The sequence below is a fragment of the Stenotrophomonas lactitubi genome (assembly GCF_002803515.1).
In the GTDB taxonomy this organism is placed as follows: Bacteria; Pseudomonadota; Gammaproteobacteria; order Xanthomonadales; family Xanthomonadaceae; genus Stenotrophomonas; species Stenotrophomonas lactitubi.
This window is the reverse complement of sequence record NZ_PHQX01000001.1, coordinates 1,488,146-1,509,191: the sequence shown is the minus strand read 5'-3', so window position 1 is coordinate 1,509,191 and position 21,046 is coordinate 1,488,146. Positions and strand designations below refer to the sequence as shown.

The 21,046-nt window shown below is 65.9% G+C and carries 23 protein-coding genes; 9 read left to right on the top strand and 14 right to left on the bottom strand.

Going from position 1 to position 21,046, the window contains the following annotated elements:
* Positions 1-23: 23 nt before the first annotated feature.
* The 3 genes from CR156_RS07305 to CR156_RS07295 are packed head-to-tail and all read right to left on the bottom strand — an operon-like array spanning position 24 to position 4,263.
* The gene (locus CR156_RS07305; protein ID WP_207764191.1) at positions 24-1,049 is read right to left on the bottom strand and encodes an LLM class flavin-dependent oxidoreductase; all 1,026 of its coding nucleotides are present in this window, start codon (positions 1,047-1,049) and stop codon (positions 24-26) included.
* Positions 1,050-1,052: 3 nt separating this feature from the next.
* A complete protein-coding gene (gene msuE / locus CR156_RS07300) occupies positions 1,053-1,634 on the bottom strand; it encodes an FMN reductase (RefSeq protein ID WP_100552344.1) in 582 nt (193 codons plus the stop codon).
* Positions 1,635-1,686: 52 nt separating this feature from the next.
* Positions 1,687-4,263, bottom strand: a complete 2,577-nt coding sequence (locus CR156_RS07295) for a TonB-dependent receptor plug domain-containing protein (protein ID WP_100552343.1) — start codon at positions 4,261-4,263, stop codon at positions 1,687-1,689.
* Positions 4,264-4,602: 339 nt separating this feature from the next.
* Here CR156_RS07295 and ftrA point away from each other — a divergent pair, with 339 nt between their 5' ends.
* On the top strand, positions 4,603-5,604 hold the full coding sequence (gene ftrA / locus CR156_RS07290) for a transcriptional regulator FtrA (protein ID WP_100552342.1): 1,002 nt from the start codon (positions 4,603-4,605) through the stop codon (positions 5,602-5,604).
* Between the two features lie 75 nt (positions 5,605-5,679).
* The gene (locus tag CR156_RS07285) at positions 5,680-6,921 is read left to right on the top strand and encodes a hypothetical protein (RefSeq protein ID WP_100552341.1); all 1,242 of its coding nucleotides are present in this window, start codon (positions 5,680-5,682) and stop codon (positions 6,919-6,921) included.
* Between the two features lie 24 nt (positions 6,922-6,945).
* Here the strand turns inward: CR156_RS07285 and CR156_RS07280 are convergent, their stop codons facing one another.
* From CR156_RS07280 to CR156_RS07270, 3 genes are all read right to left on the bottom strand, one after another.
* The gene (locus tag CR156_RS07280; RefSeq protein WP_100552340.1) at positions 6,946-7,446 is read right to left on the bottom strand and encodes a hypothetical protein; all 501 of its coding nucleotides are present in this window, start codon (positions 7,444-7,446) and stop codon (positions 6,946-6,948) included.
* 90 nt (positions 7,447-7,536) lie between these two features.
* Positions 7,537-8,124, bottom strand: coding sequence for a TetR/AcrR family transcriptional regulator (locus CR156_RS07275; RefSeq protein ID WP_100552339.1), 588 nt, complete (start codon positions 8,122-8,124; stop codon positions 7,537-7,539).
* Positions 8,125-8,244: 120 nt separating this feature from the next.
* Entirely contained in the window at positions 8,245-9,198 is a 954-nt protein-coding gene (locus CR156_RS07270; RefSeq protein WP_207764190.1) for an AraC family transcriptional regulator, read from the bottom strand.
* Positions 9,199-9,299: 101 nt separating this feature from the next.
* Here CR156_RS07270 and CR156_RS07265 point away from each other — a divergent pair, with 101 nt between their 5' ends.
* Positions 9,300-10,145 (top strand): oxidoreductase, encoded by an 846-nt coding sequence (locus CR156_RS07265; protein ID WP_100552338.1) that lies wholly within the window; start codon positions 9,300-9,302, stop codon positions 10,143-10,145.
* A gap of 80 nt (positions 10,146-10,225) precedes the next feature.
* Here CR156_RS07265 and CR156_RS07260 read toward each other — a convergent pair whose 3' ends face one another.
* Both CR156_RS07260 and CR156_RS07255 read right to left on the bottom strand, forming a co-directional pair.
* The gene (locus CR156_RS07260) at positions 10,226-11,995 is read right to left on the bottom strand and encodes an oleate hydratase (RefSeq protein WP_100552337.1); all 1,770 of its coding nucleotides are present in this window, start codon (positions 11,993-11,995) and stop codon (positions 10,226-10,228) included.
* 107 nt (positions 11,996-12,102) lie between these two features.
* Entirely contained in the window at positions 12,103-13,209 is a 1,107-nt protein-coding gene (locus tag CR156_RS07255) for an FAD-dependent oxidoreductase (protein WP_243381741.1), read from the bottom strand.
* 70 nt (positions 13,210-13,279) lie between these two features.
* Here CR156_RS07255 and CR156_RS07250 point away from each other — a divergent pair, with 70 nt between their 5' ends.
* Positions 13,280-13,735: a MarR family winged helix-turn-helix transcriptional regulator gene (locus tag CR156_RS07250; protein ID WP_100552336.1), complete on the top strand. Its 456-nt coding sequence runs from the start codon at positions 13,280-13,282 to the stop codon at positions 13,733-13,735.
* Positions 13,736-13,747: 12 nt separating this feature from the next.
* Here CR156_RS07250 and CR156_RS07245 read toward each other — a convergent pair whose 3' ends face one another.
* Positions 13,748-14,272 (bottom strand): GNAT family N-acetyltransferase, encoded by a 525-nt coding sequence (locus CR156_RS07245; protein WP_100552335.1) that lies wholly within the window; start codon positions 14,270-14,272, stop codon positions 13,748-13,750.
* 214 nt (positions 14,273-14,486) lie between these two features.
* Here CR156_RS07245 and CR156_RS07240 point away from each other — a divergent pair, with 214 nt between their 5' ends.
* The 4 genes from CR156_RS07240 (at position 14,487) to CR156_RS07225 (ending at position 16,338) form a co-directional block, all read left to right on the top strand.
* The gene (locus tag CR156_RS07240) at positions 14,487-14,942 is read left to right on the top strand and encodes an SRPBCC family protein (protein ID WP_100552334.1); all 456 of its coding nucleotides are present in this window, start codon (positions 14,487-14,489) and stop codon (positions 14,940-14,942) included.
* Between the two features lie 8 nt (positions 14,943-14,950).
* Positions 14,951-15,265, top strand: coding sequence for an ArsR/SmtB family transcription factor (locus tag CR156_RS07235; RefSeq protein ID WP_100552333.1), 315 nt, complete (start codon positions 14,951-14,953; stop codon positions 15,263-15,265).
* 2 nt (positions 15,266-15,267) lie between these two features.
* Positions 15,268-15,726 (top strand): SRPBCC family protein, encoded by a 459-nt coding sequence (locus tag CR156_RS07230; RefSeq protein ID WP_033830924.1) that lies wholly within the window; start codon positions 15,268-15,270, stop codon positions 15,724-15,726.
* 171 nt (positions 15,727-15,897) lie between these two features.
* The gene (locus tag CR156_RS07225) at positions 15,898-16,338 is read left to right on the top strand and encodes a chemotaxis protein CheW (RefSeq protein WP_100552332.1); all 441 of its coding nucleotides are present in this window, start codon (positions 15,898-15,900) and stop codon (positions 16,336-16,338) included.
* A 91-nt stretch (positions 16,339-16,429) separates the two neighbouring features.
* On the opposite strand, the gene CR156_RS07220 is transcribed toward CR156_RS07225, so the two are convergent.
* The 4 genes from CR156_RS07220 to CR156_RS07205 all read right to left on the bottom strand — a co-directional run bounded on the left by CR156_RS07220 (position 16,430) and on the right by CR156_RS07205 (position 19,538).
* A complete protein-coding gene (locus CR156_RS07220; RefSeq protein WP_100552331.1) occupies positions 16,430-17,212 on the bottom strand; it encodes a 3-hydroxybutyrate dehydrogenase in 783 nt (260 codons plus the stop codon).
* A gap of 86 nt (positions 17,213-17,298) precedes the next feature.
* Positions 17,299-17,778: a hypothetical protein gene (locus tag CR156_RS07215; RefSeq protein ID WP_243381739.1), complete on the bottom strand. Its 480-nt coding sequence runs from the start codon at positions 17,776-17,778 to the stop codon at positions 17,299-17,301.
* A gap of 85 nt (positions 17,779-17,863) precedes the next feature.
* A complete protein-coding gene (locus CR156_RS07210; protein WP_100552329.1) occupies positions 17,864-18,601 on the bottom strand; it encodes a hypothetical protein in 738 nt (245 codons plus the stop codon).
* 97 nt (positions 18,602-18,698) lie between these two features.
* On the bottom strand, positions 18,699-19,538 hold the full coding sequence (locus CR156_RS07205; RefSeq protein WP_100552328.1) for a type 1 glutamine amidotransferase domain-containing protein: 840 nt from the start codon (positions 19,536-19,538) through the stop codon (positions 18,699-18,701).
* A gap of 97 nt (positions 19,539-19,635) precedes the next feature.
* On the opposite strand from CR156_RS07205, the gene CR156_RS07200 reads away from it, so the two are divergent.
* Positions 19,636-20,559 carry a LysR family transcriptional regulator gene (locus CR156_RS07200; RefSeq protein WP_100552327.1) on the top strand — a complete coding sequence of 308 codons (924 nt, stop codon included), beginning with the start codon at positions 19,636-19,638 and terminating at the stop codon, positions 20,557-20,559.
* A 159-nt stretch (positions 20,560-20,718) separates the two neighbouring features.
* On the opposite strand, the gene CR156_RS22915 is transcribed toward CR156_RS07200, so the two are convergent.
* Complete coding sequence (locus CR156_RS22915; protein WP_165780974.1) at positions 20,719-20,859, bottom strand: hypothetical protein; 141 nt, start codon at positions 20,857-20,859, stop codon at positions 20,719-20,721.
* Positions 20,860-21,046: the final 187 nt, after the last annotated feature.

Sequence of the window (21,046 nt, the reverse complement as noted above, 5' to 3'; positions counted from 1 at the left end):
GGCCGTTATGGACGCTGGTAACGTCACGCCGCTTGCGCGGGCGCGCGCCAACCCAGCGCCGGCGCGATGTCCTCGATCACCGTGGTGAGGATGCGCCGGTAGTCCTGCTCGGGCAGCTCATAGGGCAGCTCAACCCGCAGCTCGTCCACCTGCTGCAGCAGCGGATCGCTCTGCAACCGCGCAATGATCTGCGCCGTGCTGCCGACCACGTCGGGCGCGAACATGGTGCGGCGAGGCCCTTGCGGCGCCAGGGTGCGCGCATGCCGCTGCGCACTGAAGGCCTCGATCCTCTGCCGCGTGGCCGCATCCACACCATCGGTGGGCACCAGCACCCGCCCCACCGCCACGCGGCGCGGGCTGTCCAACGGCAATGCCGCGCGATAGGCCTGCAGGTGCTGCAGCTGGGCACCGAAGAAGTCATCACTCAGCTCGGCGCGGTTGACGTTGCCCAGCAGCAGATGCAGGCCCTGCTCCCCCGCCGAACGCGCCGACTGCAGAGAGCCAGCGCCATACCAGACCCGGTCCACCAGCCCCGGCGCATGCGGCTGCAGTCGCGGGCGATAGCGCGTGGCGGCGTTGCCGACTTCGGCATCTGCGGCACCCAACGGCTCACCACGCAGCGCCTCCAGCAAGCGCGCCACCCGGCCATGGGAAAAGTCGATGTGCGCAGGGTCGCTGTCGTACAGCAGTGGCCCAACCAATTCCCCGTGTGGCGGCGCGCCGGTACTGACGCCCACCTGCAGCCGGCCACCGGCCAGCGCGTCCAGCAACGACAGATCCTCGGCCAGACGGAACGGTGTTTCATAGCCCAGCTGGATCACCGCACTGCCCAGCTCGATGCGGGTGGTGTGCTGGCTGGCCGCCGCCAGGAACACCGCTGCCGAGCTGATGCCCGGCTCCAGGTGGCGGTGGCGCACCCACGCGCCGTCATAGCCCAGCTGTTCGGCAAACGCGATCAACGCCAGCGTCGCGTCCAGGCCCGCGCGGGGTTGTTCCGGTAGATAGCTTCCGGGCGTGAGGAACGCCAAGTGCCGCAGCTGCACCGCCACGTCCTAGGCGATCCTGCGCAGCGGCGCCGGCAGCGCCGCCGCCCGAGGCGCCACGTGTCCCGCTGCACGCTCGGCCGCCAGCTGGATGCGCGCCTGCAGTGCAGCGCTGTTGATGCAGTCGCCGTCGAAGTCGGCCGGCGTGGCATACACCCCGATCGGCAACGTATGCGCTTGCAGGAAGCTGAAAAGCGGCCGCAGCTGATGGTCGATCACCAGCGCGTGGCGCTCGCTGCCACCGGTGGCGGCCAGCAGCACCGGCGTATCCACCAGCGCGTCCAGTTCGATGAAGTCGATCAGGTGCTTGAACAGGCCCGGATAGGACCCGCGATACACCGGCGTGGCCGCTACCAGCAGCTGCGCCGATTCAATCGTGGCCAGCGCGCGCTCCACCTGCGGCTCCACTTCACTGCGCTGCAGCGCCTGCCCCAGCGAGCGCGCGATCGGCGCCAGCTCGACCAGCTCCACGCTGATGTTGACCCGCTCGCGCAGCTCTTCCAGCAGATGCCGCACCAGCAGCAACGTGCGCGAGTTGGCCGATGCCGTCGGCGAACCAATCAACGCAACCACATTCAATGCAGATGACATGAAACGCTCCCATGTAGCGCCGAGCCACGCTCGGCTGCGTGTGGCATGAACCTCAGAACCGGTAGTTGACGCGCCCGTACCAGAACGTCCCGACGTTGCTCAGCACATCACCGCTGTCCCAGGTGGTCTCGATGCTGGCCACATCGGTGGCGCTGCGTGCGTACGCGGGCACCTTGCGGGTGCGCTTGTCGAACAGGTTGTTGATGCCCAGCGCCGCGCTCCAGCCCGCGCCCAGCTCCACCCCACCGGACAGGTTGGTCACCAGCACCGGCGGCTGCTTGTACTCCACGCCGTTGTTCAGGCGCTTGATCGGGCCGTAGTAGGTGAAGTCCACGTTCGAGCGCCAGCGCCCGTTCTGCCAGCCCAGCCCCGCCACCTGCGTGTACGACGGCGTGCGGAAGCGCAGCGCGTACTCACTCGACTTGGTCAGCAGGTTGATGTTCGGCAGCCCCTGCAGCGCCTGCGGAATCGCGCTCACCTTCTGGATGGTGGTGCGGCCCACGTTGGCCGCGTAGGTCCAGCGCAGCTTGCCCCACTGTGTTTCCTGGTTCGCTTCCAGGGTCAGCTCCACACCGCGCGTGCGGGTGTCGCCCACGTTGGTGAAATAGCTGGCGTAGAACGCATCACCGGGCAGGATGCTGATGCCGGCCGTACCCAGCAGCGCATCAATCGTATTTTTCTGCGCGGCGGTCAGCACGGTGCCGCTGTTGTCGGTCACCCGCGCCGGGTCCTGCGCGTTGTAGCCGATCTGGCTGGACTGGCCGAGTTGGCCGCGAATGTCGATCTGGTACGCATCCACCGCCAGATGGAAGGCCGGGCTCGGGTCCCAGGTCACGCCGAGGCTGTAGTTGGTGGCCTTCTCCGGCTTCAGCGGCGTAGCGCCCAGCGCCACCGCTGCCGGCGAAGCGACCTGCGCCACCAGCGTGGTGCCGCACGGGCAGCTGCCAGTGGCCTGGTAGAACTGCGCCCCCAAGCTCGGCGCATGGAAGCCATTGCTGACCGTGGCACGCACACCCAGCGCATCGGTGAAGTCGAAGCGCGTGGTCAACCGACCGGTCGACACCGTGCCGAAGTCGGAATGGTCTTCCCAGCGCGCGGCCGCATCCAGGTACCAGCGCGAGGTGATGTTGGTCGCCGCACCGGCGTACACCGCCTTGCTGTTGCGGGTGGCCTTCACCGCATCGGCGGTGGAATAGCCCACGAAGGCGGCCGCACCGAAGCCGGTGTACGACTCCCACTGCCCTGCCCCGCGCTCGTACTGCTCGTGCTGGTACTCGGCACCCGCACTTACTTCCAGCGGCGAGGCGAAGGCGGCCACCTCGAAGCCACGACGCAGGTCGAGGTTGGCGATGCCCTGCTGGTAGTCCAGCTTGCCGTCGTAGAAGTCGGTGGGCGAGCCGGGATATGGCAGCGAATAGTTCACCGAATTGCGGGTGTAGGTGCGCACCGTATTGCGGTTGCTGGTGAGGCTGACGTCGTAGTCCCAGCCCGCAACCTGGCCCTTCACCCCGGCCGTGCCGGTGTACTGCTTCTCCTTGGTTTCCAGCACCGGCAGGAAGCCGTCGGGAAACACGCTCAGCACGCCCGGCGCCCTGTAGGTGGTGAAGATCGTCGCCGGCAGCCGGAAGTTCTGGATCGCCTGCGCGGTACGGTCACTGGCCGTCGCATTGGCGTAGAACTGCGCGTTCTCACCCAGCCCATGGCCCACGTTCACCGCGAAGGCCTTCAACGCATACGACGGCGAGCTGAGGATGATGTTGGCCTCCGCATCGCGTCCGGCCTCGGCCGGGTTCGGCGACGCCCCGGCCGGCAGCCGGTTGTTCGGCCGCAGCGCCACCAGGTTGCCGTTGCCATCCACCGCCGGATAGCTCAGGTAGCCATCGATGTAGCGACGCGTGCGTATCGCATGGTGCTGGCGCGTGCTCTCACCGGACAGGTTGATGAAGCCATCCTCGCCCCATGGCAGACCGATGTTGGCGCGCACGCTGGTGCGGCTGCCGTCGCCATCGGTGCTCTGCCCGCTCTCCACCGACACATCGCCACCGTGCGCCTGCGATTTCAGGATCACGTTGATCACCCCGGTGATCGCGTCCGAACCGTAGATGGCCGATGCGCCATCACGCAGCACCTCTACGTGGTCGATGGCCGATACCGGAATCAGCGCCAGATCGGCCCAGGCGTGGCCCGGATAGCCACCGCCGTTGGCGCCACTGACGTACGCACTGGCGTTGCGGCGCTTGCCGTTCACCAGCACCAGCGTGTAACCCGGCGACAGGTTGCGCAGTTGGTAGCCGCGGATCAGGCTTTCCTGGTCGCTCTGGTAACCGCCAATCTGGCTCAGCGACGGCAGGCTGCGCTGCAGGGCTTCGAGCAGGTTGGCCTGGCCGGTAGCCGCCAGGTCCTCGGCGGAAATCACGTCGATCGGTGTCGAGCTGTTCTTCACCGTGCGCGTACTGGTACGCGAGCCGGTCACCACCACCGCATCCAGCGTGGACGCGGCAAGGTTCGCAGAAGTGGCAGTGGTCGCCGACGGCGCATCGGCATCAGCCGCATACGCCGGGGCAGCGGCCAGGGCGGCCGCAATCAGAAGGGAGAGCGTGGACAGCGCAGGAATATGGGCAGCAGGCATGGGGGCTCGTGGGGGTGGGCCGGAGACACACCTCCATTCAAGGGCCCGCGCCCAACGCGCAACAGCGGATATCGCGTCATGTGACCGTCACATCGCGCCAGCCACATGACCGCTGGTAATGAGGTTAGGCGGCCGCGCCGGTGCACTACTGTCTGTAGAGCCGAGCCCACGCTCGGCTGCTCTTCGCGACCGCGTCAGAATGCATCCCCCCTTCCGGTATTGAGCCGAGCGTGGGCTCGGCTCTACAAGAAGGGAGCGACTGCTCCATATACCCCGCGGGCATCACCTCATGCCCGCGCGCCACTCAGCGGCACGTGCCTGCGTCGGTAGCATCAAGCCATGCCCACCCTGCCTGCCGAACCGAACGCGCCCACCGTCGCCATCGTGGCCTGCCACGGCCAGGGCCTGTTCGAATTCGGCTGCGCGGTCGGCCTGTTCGCACCCATCCGCCCCGAACTGGGCGTGGCCTGGTACCGCACCCAGCTCTGCGCTGGCGAGCCCGGTGCACTGCGCATGCTCGGCAGCGCACAGGTACAGCTGCCCTACGATCTGAGTGCGGTCGACGACGCCGACATCATCGTCATTCCCGGCTGGCGCGAACCCAGCGAGCGCCCACCGCAGGCCCTGCTCGATGCCCTCACCCGCGCCCATGCGCGCGGCGCCCGCATCACCTCCATCTGCTCAGGCGCGTTCGTGCTCGCCTGGGCCGGCCTGCTCGATGGCCGCCAGGCCACCACCCACTGGCGGCTCACCGAAACACTGGCCCGCGAGTTCCCGCGCATCCACGTACGCGACGACGTGCTGTATGTGGACGCCGGCAGCATCATCACCTCGGCCGGGTCGGCCACCGGCATGGACATGATGCTGCACATGGTGCGCAAGGATTACGGTGCACGCGTGGCCAACCTCGTAGCGGAGCGGCTGGTGCTGGCGCCGTGGCGCGATGCCGAACGCAGCCAGCGCGTCAGCCGCGCGATCCCGCTGGGCGAGCCCACGCGGCTGGCGAAACTGATGGAATGGATGCGGCGCAATCTGCGCGAACCGCATTCGCTGGGCAGCCTCGCCGAACAGGCCGCGCTGAGCCAGCGCACCCTGCAGCGCCAGTTCCTCGAAGCCACCGGCCTGTCGCCCATCGACTGGCTCATCCGCGAGCGCGTGGCCTACGCACGTGAACTGCTGGAAACCACCGACCGCCCACTGCAATGGGTGGCCGAACAGGCGGGCTTTGGTTCGCAGGAATCGTTCCGTCGGCACTTCCGCGGCATGGTCGACGCCAGCCCCATCGAATACCGCAACCAGCATCGCAGTGGCATCAGCGCCGACCGGCTGGTGGGCTGCTGACAGCCGCCCGGTCTTTCCACGCAGCCATCCACCCGGCAAGATGCAGGCACGCCCCGGCCTGCCGATGGAACGGTGATGACTGCTACCCCGTACAGGAACTACCGCTTCGGTATCGGCGTTTCGCTGGTACTGGCCAGTTTCCTCGCCGCGCTCGGCCTGATCGCAGTCTGCACCCCGAATCTCGGCTGGGGCGTAGTGGCGTTGGTCACCCTCGCGCTGTGGGTTGGCGTGCCGCTGCTGGTGATGCTCCTGCTGGCCTGGGTCCGTTACATGGTGCGCGAGCGCGGACACGTGCCGGGCGGCGTGCATGCCCTGATGTTCCTGCCCACTGTCCTCGCCCTGCTCATCGTTCCGCTGGGGCACGCGCTGCACAGTACCGTGGACACCACCACCGGCGGCTCACGCGCAGCCATCGCAGAAACGCACATCAACCTCAGTGGCAATGCACTGTGGCTGGACACCTCACCCTATGCCTCCACCTATTCCGGTGCCGGGCCCGACCTGCCGATGCAAGGCGATAGTCCCGAGCGCTTCGTTGCCTTCCACCGCTACCCGAACGCACAGTCCGATGCAGACAGCGCCTTCCCCTACGACAACGCACGACTGAAACCAGGCATCGAGCACTACCATTACGGCGCCCCGCCCGGGGGCACCGGCACCCGCCTGCCACTGCATCGCCAGTCCTATCCGGATACCACAGCGCTCACCCCCGTGTGGGGCACATCGGGGGGGCCAGACATCGTCCACCTCTACTACCACTATGCCGACCACGTCGAGGTTACCCCCGCGCTGGCGCGTCTGGCCGGCGCTACCGAATACGAGCTCGAGCGCAGCCGCGTGGAAGGGCTGGTGCAGTTCAGGACGCACAACTACGGCGCCGCGCCGATCGTGCGCCTGGAAATCAACGGCGCGACGCTGGACATCGGCGACGAGGCCATCTTGCCCATTGCTGCGCCCCCCGCTGCGTGCACGGCGTCCAACCACACCACCGGTGTCGCGCTGTTGAATCTCGAGCAGCCGTTGCGGGTTCGCTGGCAGACTGCCGCCGCACCGCAGGAATGGCACAGCGCGCGCGTGCAGGTTCCTGCATTCCGCCAGCCACAGCCATTGGACGGCCAATCCACCCTGCAGCGCGTGCTGCTTTACGTTCTGCCCGACGACACGCTGGCAGCAGAGCGCTACGTGGAAGTGCTCGCGGGCGATTCGCGGCGTGGCGTCAAAGCCACCGGCCTGCCTGCCAACGCGGCGGCGTACGCGACCTGCGGCAGCGCCAACGCCACTTACGGCGAACACGCACCAGCACCGCTGGCAGACTGATCACCCGGACGGTCCCGCGCAGCGTCAGCCGCGTGCGCGTGTGTTGCGCGCATGTATCCGCCAGCACTGCGCCACGAAGCCGATCGCAAACACCGCCGCACACCCCAGCAGCGTCTGCAGGATCACCGGCGCCAGCGGCGCGGCCGCAATCGGATGCGCCACCGGCAGTCGCGTCAGCGTTTCATTCACGCCCGGCACCAGCGACAGCAGGAAGCTGAAAGACAGCGCGAATGTCGACAGATAGGGCGCCAACCGACCAAGGAACCGCAGCCGCGCCGCCAGCACGCCACCGAATGCAATCAGCAGGATCACCACACCAAACGCATGGCCTGGATTGAGGCCCCCGGTGCTGGAGACGGTGAACGACGTCACCACCGACAGCACCAATCCCAGCAGGTAGAGCTTGCCGGCGCGCGTAGCCGGATCAATAGCGCGATGGCGGATGAATCCGTAAACGCCGGCGACGATGGGAATCAGGCTGATCGCGGTGTGTACGACGCCCAAGGGAGAAAGCGGATGACTCATGGCAACCTCAGCTGGAGTTATGAACCTACTAGTAGGTAGATTCGATGGACAAAAAGAAGACCCGCTTCGCGCAGGCCTTCCGGGAATCACTCAGACCGCCGCGCTCACCCGGGCAATCGACAACCGTGCCAGCGCCGCGAACGTCGCTGCATCACCAAAACCGCGCGCCGCCAGCATCGCGCCATGCACCGACGCCATGAAGGCCTTGGCCTCGTCGGCAGGCGTGCCCTGCAGGCGCAGCTGGCCGCTGGCTACACCCTTCTCCAGCGTCACGGTCAGCCAGCTGGTCAGATCCTCGAAGTGCCCGCGCACTTCGTCGGCAACTTCCAGCGGAATCATCGGTATCTCGGCAGCCAGCATCGCGCAGATGCAGAACGACGCCGTGCCACCGGCAATGCAGGTCGACCAGTAGTCCACGTACGCATTGAGCTCCTGCAACGGGTCTCCCAGCTGCCGGTCCAGCAGCGCCAGGCCCTCGCGGGCTTCGGCGCGGTACAACTCCACGACCGTGCGCACCAGGTCGGCCTTGCTGGGGAAATGGTGGTGGATGCTGGCCTTGCTGATGTTCACCCGCGCGGACACATCGGCATAGCTGAAACCGTTGTAGCCACCGGCCTCCAGCAGCGAACGGGCCTGGGCCAGGATCTCGTGGGCCTTGGGGGAGAGTGTCTCTTTCATGGGTGCAAACCTACTAGTAGGTAGACGTCCTGTCAACCGCCTCGTTCGCCGGGCATGGCCCGGCGCTACCTGACACGGGCTTCCCTGGTAGCGCCAGGCCATGCCCGGCGAATGCCGCAATCAATGCGAAGACACATACACCGCATCGGCCGGCGCCGGCGGCAACGCAAAACTTCGCCGCATGCGCGCCACCTCGGCCGCCGGCGGCAACCCGAACAAGCGCTTGAACTCCCGAGTGAACTGCGACGGGCTGGCGTACCCCACCGCCAACGATGCTGCCTCGGCCGTCATGCCCTGCCGCAACATCAGCAGCCGCGCCTGGTGCAGCCGCGTGGACTTCACGTACTGCATCGGCGAGGTGCCGGTAATGCTGCGGAAGTGATCATGGAACGTGGCCACGCTCATCTCCGCCTGCGCCGCCAACGCCTCAACATCCAGCGTCGTCGAATAGGCCGCATGGATATGCCGCAGTACCTTGCCGATGCGGCCGAAGCGCCCACGCATGGCCAGCGCCTCGCGCATCGCCCCGCCCTGTGCACCGGTCAGCACCCGGAAATACAGCTCGCGCACCAGCGAGGGGCCCAGCACGTCTGCCTCCAACGGATCAGCCAGCGCTTCCAGCAAGCGCAGCACGGTGGCCTGCATCGCGCCCTGCATCGGGCTGGACATCATGCTCTGTGCGGGCACTTCAGTGCTGGCGGCGCGCTCGCCCAGTTCGATCAGCAGATCCGCCGCCAGCTGCAGGTCCAGATGCAGGTAGATCGCCAGCAGCGGCGCCTCCGCCGTGGCCTCGGTTTCCATGGTGAATGGTACCGGCACCGACACCGCCAGGTAGTGCTGCGCGTCGTACTGGTAGACCTGCCCGCCCAGATACCCGCGCTTCACGCCCTGGCAGACGATCACGATGCCCGGGTCGTACAGCACCGGCGTGCGCGCCAGTGGCCGGTTCGAGCGCAGCAGCCGCACACCGGGTACTGCCGTCAGCGTGTAGCCCTCGTCCACCGCCAGCGCCTGCAACAGGCCGACCATGCGCTCCTGTGCGGGATGCTGCAGCGGATCATCGGTCAATCGCATCGGGCGCCCCATAGGAATAGGCAAGAACGACCGAATCCTAGGCCTGGGCTGCCCCGCACTCAACCACTAACGTGCAAGACCCCAGCCACGAGCCCTCGCCCATGACCGTATCCCGCCTCCTCCTCATCACCGGCGTCAGCAGCGGCTTCGGCCGCGCCCTCGCACAGCAGGCGCTGCTGGCCGGCCATCGCGTGGTCGGCACCGTGCGCAGCGAAACCGCCCGTCAGGATTTCGAAGCCCTCGCGCCGGGTCACGCCTTCGGCCGCCTGTTGGACGTCACCGACGCCGCCGCCATCGATGCATTGGTGGCCAGCGTCGAAGCCGACATCGGCGCCATCGACGTGCTGGTCAACAACGCCGGCTACGGCCACGAAGGCATCCTCGAAGAATCCACGCTGGACGAACTGCGCCATCAGTTCGAAGTGAATGTGTTCGGTCCTGCCGCGCTGATCAAGGCCGTGCTGCCGCACATGCGCGCGCGCCGTCGCGGCCACATCCTCAACATCACCTCCATGGGCGGCTTCATCACCCTGCCCGGCATCGCCTGGTACTGCGGCAGCAAGTTCGCGCTGGAAGGCATCAGCGAAGTGCTGGGCAAGGAAGTCGCGCCGTTCGGCATCCACGTGACCGCTATCGCGCCGGGTTCGTTCCGCACCGATTGGGCCGGTCGTTCGATGGTGCGGGCCTCGCGCAGCATCGGCGACTACGACGCGCTGTTCGACCCGATCCGCCGCGCACGCGAGGAAAAGAGCGGCCATCAGCTGGGCGACCCGATCAAGGCCGCGCAGGCCATGCTGCAGGTGATCGACAACCCCAACCCACCGACACACCTGCTGCTGGGCAGCGATGCCCTGCAACTGGTACGCGGCAAGCTGGCTGCCATGACTGACAGCATCGATACCTGGGAATACCTCAGCCGCTCAACCGATGGCGCAGCGTTACGGTAGCGCCGGGCCATGCCCGGCGAGCGAAGCGGTGCCGAAAGAAGCCGCCGGGCATGGCCCGGCGCTACCTATAGCGCGCTCGCTCAGTCGTCCTGCACCAGCTTGAACTCACGCAGCAGCCCACCAATCTGGGTCTTGTCCAGCTTGTTCATCAGCAGGTTGCGCAGGAACGCCGGTCCCGGAATGTCCAGTTCCTTGCCATCGCGCAGGCGGCCGGTCGCCGCCAGCAGCGTGCGCACGTCGTAGGTGGAATTGAACACCTCCGGCACGCCGCGCTCGATGCCCAGCAGCGTATACACCGCTTCCATCGGCGTGCGCACCGAATACTCGGTGGTGAAGATGCAATCGCGCTGCTTCGATTCGGCAAACTGGCCGATGAAGGCAAAGTTCACCGCGCCCTCCGGCACCACGTCCGGGCGGTCACCGGCCTGGCGCGGCATAAAGAACGCGGTGATGTACGGCATCATCACCGGCACCGTCTTCGCCCCGGTCGCCGCCAGTTCGTCGATCTCCTCCACCGGCACGCCCAGGTGATACAGCCACTCGCGGGTGATCTCCTCGCCCGTGCAATCCTGCATCGGCTTGTTCACGTAATCGCCCGGCGTATCCACGAACAGCGAATACACCCACACCACGATCTGGTCCTTCGGCTGGTTCTTGAAGTGCGGCTGGCGGTTCACCGTCCAGCTCATCAGCCAGCGTGAATCGCGCACGCTCACGATGCCGCCGGTCACCACCCTGCCACTGAACGGATCGCGCTTGGCAATCTTTTCGATGTACGCCGGAATGCGCGCGTCCAATGTGGTCACCGTTGCCGATTCCCACTTGGTTTCCGCTATATGCGCACCGAACACGTCCGGGCGCCCGAACGCCGCATCCTTGGCCGCGATGCGCCGCCACAGGTCCCACGCCGGTGCCGGGCCTTCATTCAAGCGCGCAGCGGTGTGGTGGTCGCCGTTGTCGGAATTCTCGGTGAGCGAGCCGATCGTCATGAACAGCAGATCGTCCGCGCCCAGGTCCATGCCGCCGGCCTGGCCATCCCGCGTCCAGTGGATGCGCGTGGCCTGCTTGCGCCCTTCCTGCAGCGCGAAGTCCACATCGGTCACCTCGGTGCCGTACTGGAACCGCACGCCGCGCTCCTGCAGCCACTTCACCAACGGCAGCACCAGCGATTCGTACTGGTTGTACTTGGTGAACTTCAGCGCGGAGAAGTCCGGCAGCCCGCCGATATGGTGGATGAAGCGATGCAGGTACAGCTTCATCTCCAGCGCCGAGTGCCATTCCTCGAACGCGAACATCGTGCGCCAGTAAAGCCAGAAATTGCTGTCCAGGAAATCGCGGCCCAGCACCTCGTTGATGCGCTTGTTTTCCATCTCCTGGCGGGTGGCCAGGAACAGCGCGATGATGTCCTTCTGTGCCTGCTCGCTCAGGGTGAACAGGCCATCGGTATGCGCGTCCTCGCCCCGGTTGATCGTGGCACGCTGCAGCGAATAGTTCGGGTCGTCCTTGTTCAGCCAGTAGAACTCGTCCAGCACACTGGCATCGTCGATCTCCAGCGACGGAATCGAGCGGAACAGATCCCACAGGCACTCGAAATGGTCTTCCATCTCGCGGCCGCCGCGGATCACGAAACCCTTCTCCGGCACCTTCAGGCCATCCAGCGCGCCACCGGCAATCTGCTGCTGCTCCAGGATGGTGATGCGCTCGCCGGGCATGCGCCCATCGCGCACCAGGAACGCCGCACCGGCCAACGAGGCCAGGCCCGAGCCGACGAACCACGCCGTCTTGTTGTCCACGCCCGCCGGCTTGCGCGGGCGTGCGAAGGCCTCGTAGTTGCCACTGCTGTAGTACATGCGCGTCTCCTTCCTGGATGGGGTGAGCCCACTCTAGCGCTGAACCGATGTACCGCATCCTGCAGAGAGACTGCGACGCAGTGACGCATGCCGCGATGCAAGCGGCCTCAACCGCCGTCAGCATTCGCCTCGGTAGTGAACCAGCGCTGGAACCCGTCGATGGCTTCCGGCATCAGCGCACTGGCGCGCTCGCAGACCACCGCTTCGGCCTGACGGATGGCACTCACTGCATCCGGCTGCGTGCACAGGGCCATCGCCACATCCGAGGCATCCAGCATCGCCAGGTTCACGCCCACGCCCACCGGCGGCATCAGATGGGCAGCATCGCCGATCAGCGTCACGCCCTTGCGCGGTGCCCAACGGAAATCCGCCGGCAGGCTGTAGATCGGCCGTCGCACGAAGTCGGTGCACGCGTCCAGCAGCCTTCGCAGGTTCGGGGCCCAACCCGTATAGCTGCCTGTCACCAGCGCGCGCATGCCTTTCTGCGCGATCTGCGCATCAAGCCAATCAGAAGGCCGCTTCAGCGCCGCATACACGCAGAACCGATCGCCGCTGTTGCGCTGCACGAACATCGCCTCCTCGCCGCCAAAGCAGAACAGGCTGCCCTGCCCCACCATGGCCGCGATATCCGCCGCAGGCTGTGCGATCCAGCCTTCGAAGAAGGTAATACCGGTCGGCAACGGCTGGCAGGCACTCAGCGCTGCGCGCACTTTCGACCACGCACCATCGGCACCGATCACGATGTCCGCCCCGGCCTGCACACCGTTGGCAAAGCGCAGGCTGTGGTGGCCTGCCTGTGCAAGCACCAGCTCGGTCAGGCCATGGCCCCACTGCACCGTGTCGGCCGGCAGCGCATCCAGCAGCAACTGGCGCAGGTCGCCGCGGTCGATCTCCGGCTTGTCCATGCTCCCCTCCGGCCCGAATCCACCGGCGACAATCTCTCCGGTCCACGGATCGCCTGTCCGCTGTTCCTGTCCCTCGTGGCGCGCCACGGCCCGGAACGCGTCCAGCAGACCGGCGCGCTGCAGCGCCAGCTGGCCGGAATCCTCGTGCAGATCCAGCGTGCCGCCCTGGGTGCGCTGCTGCCCCGACGACTCGCCCTCGTACACGCACACGCGGTGGCCGCCGCGATGCAGGATGAGGGCGGCGGTCAGGCCGGCGGGGCCTCCGCCGATGATGGCGATACGCGGATGCTGCAGCATGAGGCGGCCCATGGAATGGTTGATATATCAACCGTAGAACGTTCCGGTTGACACGTCAACCGGACACGTGCAACGTGAGCGCATGACCCCACCCACCATCACCCCCGACGAGTGGGCCGCCTGGCGCGGCTTCCGACGCATGGCCGAAATCACCTCCGGCCGCATCGTCCACGACATCACCCGCAGCACCGGGCTCTCCAGTGCGGACTTCGTCGTGCTGATGGAACTGAGCAAGGCAAAGGATCGCTGCCGCCGCCAGCGCGAACTGCTGGACTACCTGGAATGGGACAAGACCCGGCTCTCGCACCAGCTCACCCGCATGGCCGGCCGCGGCCTGATCGAGCGCGACACCGACAGCGAGAATGTGGTGGTGATCCGCATGACCGCAGAAGGCCGCACCCAGCTTGGCGCAGCAAGGCCGGTCCATGTCACCAGCGTGCGCCGGAATTTCCTCGACCACCTCTCAGCCGATGACCTGGCCGCGCTGCAGCAGATCACCGACAAACTGCATGCGGCGCTGCAGGACGCAGAGAACTGAGACGCCGTCAGCTCACAGACGACGGCCCAACACCTGTCCCGGCCAGCCATCCACGTTGAAGGTCGACAGCCGCTCGTAACCGCACGATTCGTAGAAGCGCACCAGCTCGCCACTACCACCGCCATAGCAATCCACGCGCAGGTAATCCAATCCCGCCGCGCGTGCCTGCTCGTCGGAGAACGCCATCAAACGACGGCCGATACCACGCACCAGCGCATCGCGCGAAGCAATCAGCACGCGCACGTACAGCTCTGGCTCGGTTGCCGCAGGCACATACGGCATCGCCTCACCCAACGCCAGGAACGCACGCACCTCGCCCTGCGCGGTGTCCGCCACCCACGCACCGGGCAGTCCGCAGGCATCGGTCACCTGGGTGATACGGCGCGGAATGGACGACCACGCCTCGGTGCCCCACTGCTGCGGGTTGCCGATGGCCACGAACCACGCAATCACCTCATCGAACAAGCCCAGCACCGCAGGCGCATCGGCCACACTGGCGCGACGGATCGTCAGCGCCTCTTTTCCTGCATCACTCACGCGTAGTGCTCCTTTCATTCAACAAACCCGAACGACTGCAATCGCCCAGCTCCGCCCAGAATGCCGCCCCGCACCAGGCATCACCACGGCCAAAAGTCCATTGCGCGCCGCTGACCGGTAGTGCGTTCACGGCAGCGCAGTTGACATGCAGGTATTTACCTGCCTATTGTGATCCCACGGACGGCACCCCGCCGCCCACCGTGGAGCCGCAATCATGGTGGATATCGCACACAGAGTCGGCATCAACGCCCCATTGGCCCAGGTCTACCAGGCTCTGGCCACCCCCGAAGGCATCGCCGCCTGGTGGGCCGAAGACACCACCGGCGACCGCCACCCCGGCGGCACCGTGACCGCCCGCTTCACCGCCAACGGCCAGGAAATCGGCGCCATGCAGATGAAGCTGCTGCAACTGCAGCCAAACGAGCGGGTGCTGTGGGAATTCATCGACGGCCCGCCGGAATGGATCGGCACCACCGCGCGTTTCGCCCTGCACCAGGACGGCGACTACTGCATCGTGCTGTTCACTCACGAAGGCTGGAAAGAACGCGTGGAATTCATGCACCACTGCAGCACCAAGTGGGCCATCTTCCTGATGAGCCTGAAATCCCTGTTGGAAACCGGCCACGGCCAGCCCAGCCCGCACGACATCAAGATCGACAACTGGAACTGAAGGCCCCCATGGATGCAGACAAGGTGTTCAAGGTACTGGCCGACCCCACGCGCCGCACGCTGCTGGACCTGCTGTGCGAGCGCAACGGGCAGACGCTCGGGCAGCTCTGCGAGCACCTGCAGATGGCCCGGCAATCGGTCACCCAGCACCTTGGCCTGCTGGAAGACGCCAACCTGATCAGCACCGTCAGGCGCGGCCGCGAGAAGCTGCACTTCATCAACCCAGTGCCGCTGCACGACGTCTATACGCGCTGGGTAAGCAAGTTCGAGCAGCAGCGCCTGAGCCTGCTGCATGACCTCAAACAGGAACTGGAAGGAGAATGACGATGAGCGCTGAATCCACCCGTTTCATCCACGTGATCTATATCGCCTCCACGCCGCAGAAGGTGTTCGAGGCCATCACCCGACCGGAGATTGCCCGCACCTACTGGGGCCATGAAAACGTATCGGACTGGAAGCCCGGGTCGCGCTGGCAACACGTGCGCGCCAACGACGAACGCAAGGTCGAGCTGGTGGGCGAAGTGGTGGAAAACACCCCACCCTCGCGGCTGGTGATCACCTGGGCAGCCGCCTCGCAGGCAGACAACCCGAAGGCCTACAGCCGGGTGACGTTCGAGATCGTGCCCTATGAGGACATGGTCAAGCTGACGGTGACCCATGACGAGCTGGAACCGGGTAGCGGCATGGATACCGGCATCCGTCAGGGCTGGCCGATCGTGCTGTCGAGCCTGAAGTCGCTGCTGGAAACCGGCAAAGGCCTGGACGTCTTCGCCAAACCCCAGTAATGCCAGCCCATGGCTGGCAATCCCCCGGCCCAAGCCAACCCGTGAAGGCACCTTGATTCCGCTGAACGACGCATGCAACGCGTGTTGGCCGCTCACCCGTCAAGCACGCGTTACACCACGTCAACACGGCATCATTGCGACGCAGTCTAAATACCCTTCCACAGGTTCCTCTTGCAGCCCTCTTCCCCTTCGGCCGGTGAACCGGCCCCGTCGTCGCCGGCCTTCATTGAAGTTGTTGTTGTGCGGGCCGGTACCCACCTGTTTGCCATCGATGTCGAAGCCGCGATTGAAATCCGCGGCCCGGAAACCTTTGATCGCCCCGGCAGTGGTACGTGCCCGCACCTCACCGTGCGCGGCCACGCCCTGCCGGTGGTCGATCTGCGCCAGGCCACTGGCTTGGCCGCCTTCGCCCATGGCTGCCCGGCCATGCTGCTGATGCAGGCCGGCGCGGAAACGCTCGCTCTGGCCGTCGATGAGGTACGGGAAATCGAAAGCGTGCCGCGCCACAAGGTGCAGCCCGCCGCGGATACCTCGTTGGGGTTCTGCAGCCATCGCATCGCGTTGGGCGCCCTCGGCGAGATTCCCCTGATCGATCCCACCCGCCTTCGGTAACGCCGAACCACCGCGCCAACCTCCCGATAACACCGGACCCCACACCGATCTCCCGGTAGCGCCGGGCCATGCCCGGCGGGCAGCCGACCAGCTAGCGCGCCGTCCAGCCGCCATCCACCGGCAGCGCCGTGCCGGTGATCTGTGCCGCAGCATGGGATGCCAGGAACACCACCATCTCCCCCAGCTGCTCGGGTGTCACGAAGTGCAACGAGGGCTGTTTCTCGGCCAGCAGCGCGCGAGCCGCGGACTCCTGATCCGTGCCGTCCTTCTCGGCCAATGCCGTGATCTGCTGCTCGACCAGCGCCGTTCGCACCCAACCCGGGCAAATCGCGTTGGCGGTGATGCCCGTGCCCGCGTTCTCCAGCGCGGTCACCTTGGTGAACCCCACCACGCCGTGCTTCGCCGCCACATAGGCCGACTTGTTCACCGACCCAACCAGCCCATGCACCGACGCGATGTTGATGATGCGACCGGATCCCTGCTGTTTCATGTAAGGCAAGGCCGCCGCCGTTGAGTGGAACACCGCCGAGAGATTCAGTGCGAGGATTGCATCCCACTTCGCTACGGGAAACTCCTCGATCGACGCGGTGTGCTGGATGCCCGCGTTGTTCACCAGAATATCGATGCGCCCCATCGTCGCAACGGCGTTGGCGATCATATCCCGCACCGCATCGCCACGCGAAAGGTCGGCACCATCATGCGCCACCCGTACACCGAACTCGGCCTCCAGGCTGGAACGGATGCGTTCGATCTCCGCCGCATCGCCAAATCCATTCAGCACGATGTTGGCGCCCTGCCGCGCCAGCGCGCTGGCAATGCCAAGACCGATACCGCTGGTGGAGCCGGTGACTACCGCAACCTTTCCGTTGAACATGGGCGAGCTTCCATCGGGCGTATGTGGCCAGTGTAGCCTCACGGGCCCGCCCCCTTGAATGGCGCTACCCATGTCGCGGACCACGGTTAGAAGATGACGCCCGCTCGCTCAACGGTCGCCAGGGGATTGGCCTTCCGCACCGCCTCCAGGAAAAGCAGAAAATCGCGGTTGAACAGCGTCAGGTTGTTGGTGAACGTTACGCTCTTTCTGCCCGCTGCTTTGCTGAAGCACACCTGCCAGACATAGCGCCCGTAGATGACATCGGAGGTTCGGGTGACGGAGGTGATCTGCGAGAGCGGAACGGCCGTGGGCACCGGGCCGCGCCGCAGGTAGAAGGACTCCGCATCAAAGAAGTAGTGCTCCCGATCCTCTTTCCCATCCACCATCACCAAGGTCATGGACGTACCGGAAATCCGGCGAGGGGAATTCAATCGCAGCCCTGATCCCAACGCAGAACGGGCAGTCGCTGACATTCGCCGAAGGATGAACCAAAGGATCACCAACGGAAGCGCCGCAAGGACAATGAAGCCCACGGTCTTCAAAACACCTTCCAATGCGCTTGCCACACAGATCTCCACGATGAACTTTCAGGCATTGGCGACGCCCAAGTAGATCCACGCCACGCGTGGATGCTTCGGCTTCAACCCCCCATCACTTCCAATGATCCGGCCCCAAAAACGGCAGGCTCAACACAAACACCGGAACGGCCACAGGCACCAACGCCGCGCCCAGCACCTTCCCGGCCGTCGTCCCAACCCCCGGCTTGTCCGTATCCTCCGGCCGAATCCGCTCAGCCCGCGCGGTAATCGACTGCGCCAGCTTCGCCTTCGCGGCCAGCGCCGCAGCGTCCGGCAACGTCACCCGCTCGCCATCACTCTCGAACAGCGCGCTGTAATAGCTGCCGCCCTGCCTGGAAAGATTGCAGTCCGGGTTGGCCGCCAGCTCGTAACGGGTCCGGGCTTCAAGAATGTACGGCCGGCGCGTCAACCCATTGATGGCCTTGGCCACCCGCGGGCTGATCTCCAACCGCTCCAGCTTGAACTGCGCCGCCTGTTCCGGCGTCACCTGCTCCGGCCGCAGCAGCAGCGCGTAGCTGCCATGCACCTTGGTCCTGTCGGCCGGCACGCGCCAGTCCTCACGGAAGTACAGCTGCGCGCAGACCACCGCCTCGCGCAGCGGGCTGTCCATCAGGGCGCGGTAATCACGGAACGGGGCTGCATCGAAGCGCATCGGCTCGTCATAGACCGGCAGCAGGTACAGCTTGCCGTCGTCGGCCACGAACGCGCCGGTAATCTCGCGACTGGAATGGTGGTAGTCCGGCCCACTGGCGCAGCCAGACAGAAGGGTCAGGCAGAGGGCGGAGAGAATAAAGAGGACGGACGTACGCATGTCGTGGTGATTGGCTACCCTGGAAAACTGGCCTCGCCCAAAGGGACGAGGCCAGCCCATCATGGTGCCACGGCACCGCATGCGTTGCAGGCCCGCCCTACTTCAACCGCTCCACCAACCGCTGCCCCACCTCCAACGCCGAAGCCGGGTTCTGCCCGGTAATCAGCTCACGATCAACCACCACATGCCCCGTCCACGGCGTCACGTTGCTGCTGAACTTCGCCCCCGCCTGCTGCAATGCGGTCTGCGGGTAGAACTTCATCTCACCGCCGCCCAGCAGCGGCTTCGCCTGCTCTTCTTCCTGGTTGCTGATCACCGTCATCTGGTAGCCGCTGTAGATCCACTTCGGCGTAGCCGGCATCGCACCCGCGTCCAGCTTTGCCACGAAACCTGCAGCATCCGGCAGCGTGGACAGCAGCGCGATCGGCCCGTGGCAGACCAGCGCGGTGGTCTTGTTGCGCTGGTGGAAGTCAGCCAGCAGCCGGCCCAGCGCCGGGCTCTTCAGCAGGTCCTGCATCGGCGCGTGGCCACCGGGAATGTAGACCGCATCAAACCGCGCGTAGCCCTGCTGCTCGACGCGCGCCAGGCTGACCACCGGCGAGGCCGTCGGCGAGGTCAGCGCCAGCTTCTCCAGCAGGTCCTTGTGCAGCGTCAGCTGCGCAGCATCGTTGCCGAAGTACGCCGGCGTCACCGAGGACGCATCCACCGTCGGCGCCTGCCCCTGCGGCGTGGCGAAGGTCACCTCGTGGCCCGCGTCCAGCAACAGCTTGACCGGCTGCATCAGCTCGTTGAGATAGAAGCCGGTGGACAGCACCTTGCCGTCCTTCAGGTCCAGGTGGTTTTCGTCGGACAGCACCACCAGCACGTTGGCGGCATGCGCGCCGCTGGCGGCCAGGGTCAGGGCCAGCGCTGCGGCCAGCCGGGTCATCATGTTCACGGGGTAGCTCCTATCGGGGAATGGCCGCCACTTTATTCATCGCTTCGGCGGCGATAAATTGGCCCCATCGCAAAACATCTGTTCCCCGGAGAGCCAAATGAGCCGCAAGTTCGTCTACCTGGGCGATGTGGAGGTGTTCCTGGCGGTGGTCGAGCACGGCTCGTTCACCGCCGGCGCGGTGGCGCTGTCCACTACGCCCTCGGTGCTGAGCCGCGCGGTCACCCGCCTGGAAGCGCGGCTGGGCCGGCAGTTGCTGCAGCGAACCACCCGCCGCATGGGCCTGACCGACGCCGGGCGGCTCTATCTGGAACAGGTGCGCACCGCCTTCGGCCTGCTGGACGACGCCGAGCGCGACGTACTGGCCCAGGATGGTGCGCTGGCCGGCCGCGTGCGCCTGAGCGTGCCCACCACCTATGGCCATTACCGGCTGCCGCCCGTGCTGGCGCGCTTTGCGCAGCAGTTCCCGCAGGTGCAGGTGGAACTGAACATCACCAACCGCAACGTGGACCTGGTGGCCGAAGGCTTCGACCTGGCCATCCGCCTGGGCCAGCTGCCGGACAGCGGGCTGGTAGCGCGCAAGCTGGAAGACGCGCCGCTGCTGCTGGTGGCCGCGCCAGACTACCTGCAACGGCGCGGTACGCCGCAGACGCTGGACGACCTGCAGCAGCACCTGTGCCTGCCGTTCGTGATGCCGCGCACTGGGCGGCTGGCACCATGGATCTTCCGCGACGACGGGCGCGACGTAGACTGGCTGCCGAGTTCGTCCATCGAGACCTCCGACGATGTGCTGGGCGTGGTGTCGCTGGCCGAACAGGGCATCGGCATCTGCCAGAGCTACGAGTTCATCGTGCGCGAGCGGATGCAACGTGGGCAGCTGGTGGAGGTGTTGCCGCAGCTGCGGGGAAGATCGCGGCTGTTCTCGGTGATCTATGCGCCGCATCGGCGGCAGTCGGCGGCTGCAAGGGCGATGATTGAGTTGTTGGTGGGGAATGCGGTGGTGGTTGAGGACAGCGTTGGTTGAGGCTGCGAAGCTCGTTGGCGGTGTCGTGTTTGAACCGATTTTCGGGGTGTACGGCTGATCGGGCGCCGTTGTCTGCCGAAGCTTACTAAGAACTGTTGTAAAGAAGGCCGTCGCGCTATCCGCTTGCGGCATGGGCGATTGCGGCACTTTGATTCGTAATCAGCAGAGCATCTGCACGAATGCGTCTTGTGGCGTCGCGTGCTGCACGGCGGGTGCATGCAACAATAGATACTCGCTCTCAAATTCCGCGATTTCTTCGCGAATTTGAATTTGCATTCGAAGCGGCAGCGTAAACACCATGGCGCGCCACCGACAACGGGTGGCACCGGGTCTGCAAACCCGAGACGTTCGATGTGCCTGTTGTTTACGCTTGCCCGTCGGCGCCGTCCTTAACCGGCGCCGGCGGGCAATCCGTCGGCCTTTATGGCGGGCGGTGCGTGGGGGTCTTCGGGCCCACCGGTCATGGCACTACTTCGTCCCGGTTTGC

Excerpts from the sequence above, each read along its gene's own strand:
- msuE (WP_100552344.1), bottom strand. The coding sequence starts at position 1,634 with ATGTCATCTGCATTGAATGTGGTTGCGTTGATTGGTTCGCCGACGGCA.
- CR156_RS07295 (WP_100552343.1), bottom strand. The coding sequence starts at position 4,263 with ATGCCTGCTGCCCATATTCCTGCGCTGTCCACGCTCTCCCTTCTGATT.
- ftrA (WP_100552342.1), top strand. The coding sequence starts at position 4,603 with ATGCCCACCCTGCCTGCCGAACCGAACGCGCCCACCGTCGCCATCGTG.
- CR156_RS07285 (WP_100552341.1), top strand. The coding sequence starts at position 5,680 with ATGACTGCTACCCCGTACAGGAACTACCGCTTCGGTATCGGCGTTTCG.
- CR156_RS07280 (WP_100552340.1), bottom strand. The coding sequence starts at position 7,446 with ATGAGTCATCCGCTTTCTCCCTTGGGCGTCGTACACACCGCGATCAGC.
- CR156_RS07275 (WP_100552339.1), bottom strand. The coding sequence starts at position 8,124 with ATGAAAGAGACACTCTCCCCCAAGGCCCACGAGATCCTGGCCCAGGCC.
- CR156_RS07270 (WP_207764190.1), bottom strand. The coding sequence starts at position 9,198 with ATGCGATTGACCGATGATCCGCTGCAGCATCCCGCACAGGAGCGCATG.
- CR156_RS07265 (WP_100552338.1), top strand. The coding sequence starts at position 9,300 with ATGACCGTATCCCGCCTCCTCCTCATCACCGGCGTCAGCAGCGGCTTC.
- CR156_RS07260 (WP_100552337.1), bottom strand. The coding sequence starts at position 11,995 with ATGTACTACAGCAGTGGCAACTACGAGGCCTTCGCACGCCCGCGCAAG.
- CR156_RS07255 (WP_243381741.1), bottom strand. The coding sequence starts at position 13,209 with ATGGGCCGCCTCATGCTGCAGCATCCGCGTATCGCCATCATCGGCGGA.
- CR156_RS07250 (WP_100552336.1), top strand. The coding sequence starts at position 13,280 with ATGACCCCACCCACCATCACCCCCGACGAGTGGGCCGCCTGGCGCGGC.
- CR156_RS07240 (WP_100552334.1), top strand. The coding sequence starts at position 14,487 with ATGGTGGATATCGCACACAGAGTCGGCATCAACGCCCCATTGGCCCAG.
- CR156_RS07235 (WP_100552333.1), top strand. The coding sequence starts at position 14,951 with ATGGATGCAGACAAGGTGTTCAAGGTACTGGCCGACCCCACGCGCCGC.
- CR156_RS07230 (WP_033830924.1), top strand. The coding sequence starts at position 15,268 with ATGAGCGCTGAATCCACCCGTTTCATCCACGTGATCTATATCGCCTCC.
- CR156_RS07220 (WP_100552331.1), bottom strand. The coding sequence starts at position 17,212 with ATGTTCAACGGAAAGGTTGCGGTAGTCACCGGCTCCACCAGCGGTATC.
- CR156_RS07210 (WP_100552329.1), bottom strand. The coding sequence starts at position 18,601 with ATGCGTACGTCCGTCCTCTTTATTCTCTCCGCCCTCTGCCTGACCCTT.
- CR156_RS07200 (WP_100552327.1), top strand. The coding sequence starts at position 19,636 with ATGAGCCGCAAGTTCGTCTACCTGGGCGATGTGGAGGTGTTCCTGGCG.
- CR156_RS22915 (WP_165780974.1), bottom strand. The coding sequence starts at position 20,859 with ATGGTGTTTACGCTGCCGCTTCGAATGCAAATTCAAATTCGCGAAGAA.